Source organism: Sphaerochaeta sp. UBA5836, from assembly GCF_002432845.1.
In the GTDB taxonomy this organism is placed as follows: Bacteria; Spirochaetota; Spirochaetia; order Sphaerochaetales; family Sphaerochaetaceae; genus Sphaerochaeta.
The window spans coordinates 1-3073 of sequence record NZ_DJGW01000005.1; the positions used below are offsets into that span (position 1 = coordinate 1).

The following is a 3073-nucleotide window of genomic DNA, read 5'->3' on the forward strand; positions in this document are numbered from 1 at the left end:
GCATATCCACCTTGCTTGTTATGTCCTGTAATGCAGTATTGCACTCAGGAAATTGGAGGCTGTGAATAATTTCAAAATATGAGCTCTTTACATTATTGAGCTTTATTTGTGATGTAGGAAACGTATAAACCCGCTTACTGATCTCGGTCTGATCACGAATTATTTCCAAACAAGCCTCATCAGTGTGTATTCTTGGAAAAAGACAGGATCCATTATCGAAAACCGGAGCAAGGGTGTAGCGATTGTTCTCCTTGATAAAACCCCAGTTCGAGCCATGTCTATCGAAATTCCCCAACAAGGCGTCTATGATATAGATACGCCAAAACTGATTGATTGTTTCGGGTATCCGTGTCAGTTTTGTATTCTCTTCAAGCATCCTCATGATATCGGAGTAGGAGTATTGATACGTATCTCGGTCATGTTCCAGTGATGAATCCCCCACTTCGTTGAACGGAACAAACTTCTGATTTTCCTTGACAAAATCTTCAAGTGCAACTACGTCTCTGCCCGAATAGGTTCCAAGAAAAGTCTCTTGGACAGGCATACCCAGCATCTGAAAAACATGACATCCGATGTACTCACAGATAGTATTGTTCAGCAGCCCAGTCTCACTGGATTTTTGAAACTTGAGTATATAGTCTGTGCAGCCGATGGTAATACCAATCTTTTCCTCACTGCCAGAATAAAATTTCGTATTCTTTGCATACTGGGAATAATCCATATTTTCCTCTTCACTACAAGAATACAAGGATATCTTTATAGTATCAATAGGTTCTATTGAGTATTTATGATACTATAACTTTCTACAAAAATCTTCGGGCTCAAAAACATCACAAGACGATGGTTAGCCCTATGGATTAGGGAGTTTGATCACTTGAAGCAGCATCCGTAGTTGTACGTCTTCGTAGTATAGCACATGCCTCTTCCTCATCGAAGGGGGCATCCGCAACCTTGAATATCCATGGATAGGTTCGTACAATCCTCATGAGAGCCAAAGCGGCTGCAGAAGGCACTATCGTCCTATCATTTTTCCACCGTTCCAATGTTCTGGCAGGCAATCCAAGGGATCTCTCCATCGAAGCATTGGAATATCCCTGTTCGTTCAGGTAGTTCTGAATATCAGTTCCCAATAGGAACATATCATAGTTCTCTCCTCATGTTGATGCATCATCGAGCATCACGGCTTTCCACCTGTGATGCTTCGAGCAGGCTGATGTTGCGACGCTTCTCAATCACCAAGCCCATGAGCTTGATGAACAAAAAATAGAAGAGGACTGATTCGAGAGAGAATCTGATTTGGAATATTGCAATCTGAAACATATCAAAATAGGGAAGCAACATAAGTCCCATCACTTGGAGGATAAAAGTCAACTTGGTATTCTTGAAACGTAGTTTTGCTGATAACAAGGCCGCCAATGATAAGGAAAAAGCCAAACCCACAAAACCGCCGAGCAAGTTGAACGATGAATTCTGAGCGTACTGTAAGAAAACATGTGAGGCAGCCAGACAATACAGCGAACTTGCCATAAAGAGGAACCCATATTTGAAATGTATTGAACTATACGTCCCAGCCATAACTCCCTCCCATGCAATAGTCAACCAACATCAACTTATAGCCAATTATTCATCACTTGAAGCCGTATTGCAAGAAATACATCCGATACCACCTCTTGTTGAACGGTATTCTGGGGGTAGAGAGTCTTGAGGATGCGCTTGCTCCTGAAGGCTGGACACAGTGGACCGTACCCGCGTTCGAATACCTGTCGGTGGAATGCTATACCGAGAACGTCTTTTCAACAACGATTGCCTTCATGAAGGAGAACAAGCTACCCCTTGCCGGCTCTGTGCATGACTATACAGAACCGGCAACAGGCAAGACGTTCATGCTGTTTTCCATGCGAAGAAAGTGGTCAGATGCAGGAATATCCTACGATCCTATCATACTCCCGACAACTGATTTTGCCTGTGGGAGGCTCACAGCCCCTGTTGCCACCGCCCCGATGAGGGCAGCGCCAAAGCCTGCCCCGTCATCGACTTGGGCGATGGTGGTCGGTAGCTTGAAATTCCTGTGCAAGGCCTCTACAAACAAGGGGTTTTTGCGCACGGAACTACCGGTGGCGACCACCCGCTCGATTTGTTGAAACACCTCTCTAGAATCAAGACCAAACTGGTACAACTCAGCCACAATTCCATCGATTGTACCCACCACCAGATTGCCGAGCGTCAGATTATCCATCTGGATTGAGCTGATCGCCCCTCTAACATTCGGATTCTTTCGAGACCCGTTGAACCGGGTATCGACTGTCAAGGAGCCGGGAATGCCGTTGGCACTTCCCTCTCTCTTCATGAGATCAAACACAGCCTCATCAGAGATCTCCACCCCGGCACTTCTGATGATGGAAGCGATGAAGTGATGCACCGTCTCATACGCCTTGCCAGCCGTAAGGGTCGCCCCGACATGCAAATACCCCTGGCCGAGAAACGGCCTGAGCTCCATGGAGGAAGGACACTGTGTGTTGGTGCTGAACAGGGAAATCTGGCCGCTGGTTCCCATGCTTACCAAGGCCGAATGAGGCCAATCGGAAACCAAGCCGAAAAAGCCTGCCTGGTTGTCCCCGACCGGATAGGTGACAGCAACTCCATCGGAGGTGTAGCCGGCCAATTCAAACGGCTTGGAGGCAAGAAGAAACCGCTTCCCTTGTGTATCAAATACTTCTGTAAGGACTCGTTCATCAAAAGTCGACGTAATTGGGTCGAAAGAGCCGAACGGACCCAGGCAGCTCGGGTCGGACTTTTCGATGACACAGCCCACCAATCGACCAGTAATATACTCGAGAATACCGCAGAAGCCTGTTGCATGGGGAGGAACATTGTTCAGCCTTCGGTTGGCGTAGTGGGCCAAAAGCCCATAGCCCGAAGGCAGCAAGGCCCCGGTTTTCTCATACAACAGCTGTTGGGAATCGATACCATCCACCTTTTCCATCGCCCTGCGATCGAGCCAGGTATACAGGGGAGAAACTGCCGAACCTGAAGCATCATGGTAGAGGATGCCATGCACTTGGCCGGTCACGCA

3 protein-coding genes are annotated in these 3073 nt (G+C 47.2%); all 3 read right to left on the reverse strand.

Annotation, left to right across the window (positions count from 1 at the left end; all coding sequences use genetic code 11):
* Positions 1-721, reverse strand: a 721-nt coding sequence (locus B3F49_RS00310) for a HipA domain-containing protein (protein ID WP_293908478.1), incomplete at its 3' end; no start/stop codon positions are given.
* A gap of 446 nt (positions 722-1167) precedes the next feature.
* Complete coding sequence (locus B3F49_RS00315) at positions 1168-1350, reverse strand: hypothetical protein (protein WP_293908479.1); 183 nt, start codon at positions 1348-1350, stop codon at positions 1168-1170.
* Positions 1351-1927: 577 nt separating this feature from the next.
* The coding region (locus B3F49_RS00320) for a sedoheptulokinase (protein WP_293908480.1) at positions 1928-3073 on the reverse strand (1146 nt) is incomplete at its 5' end.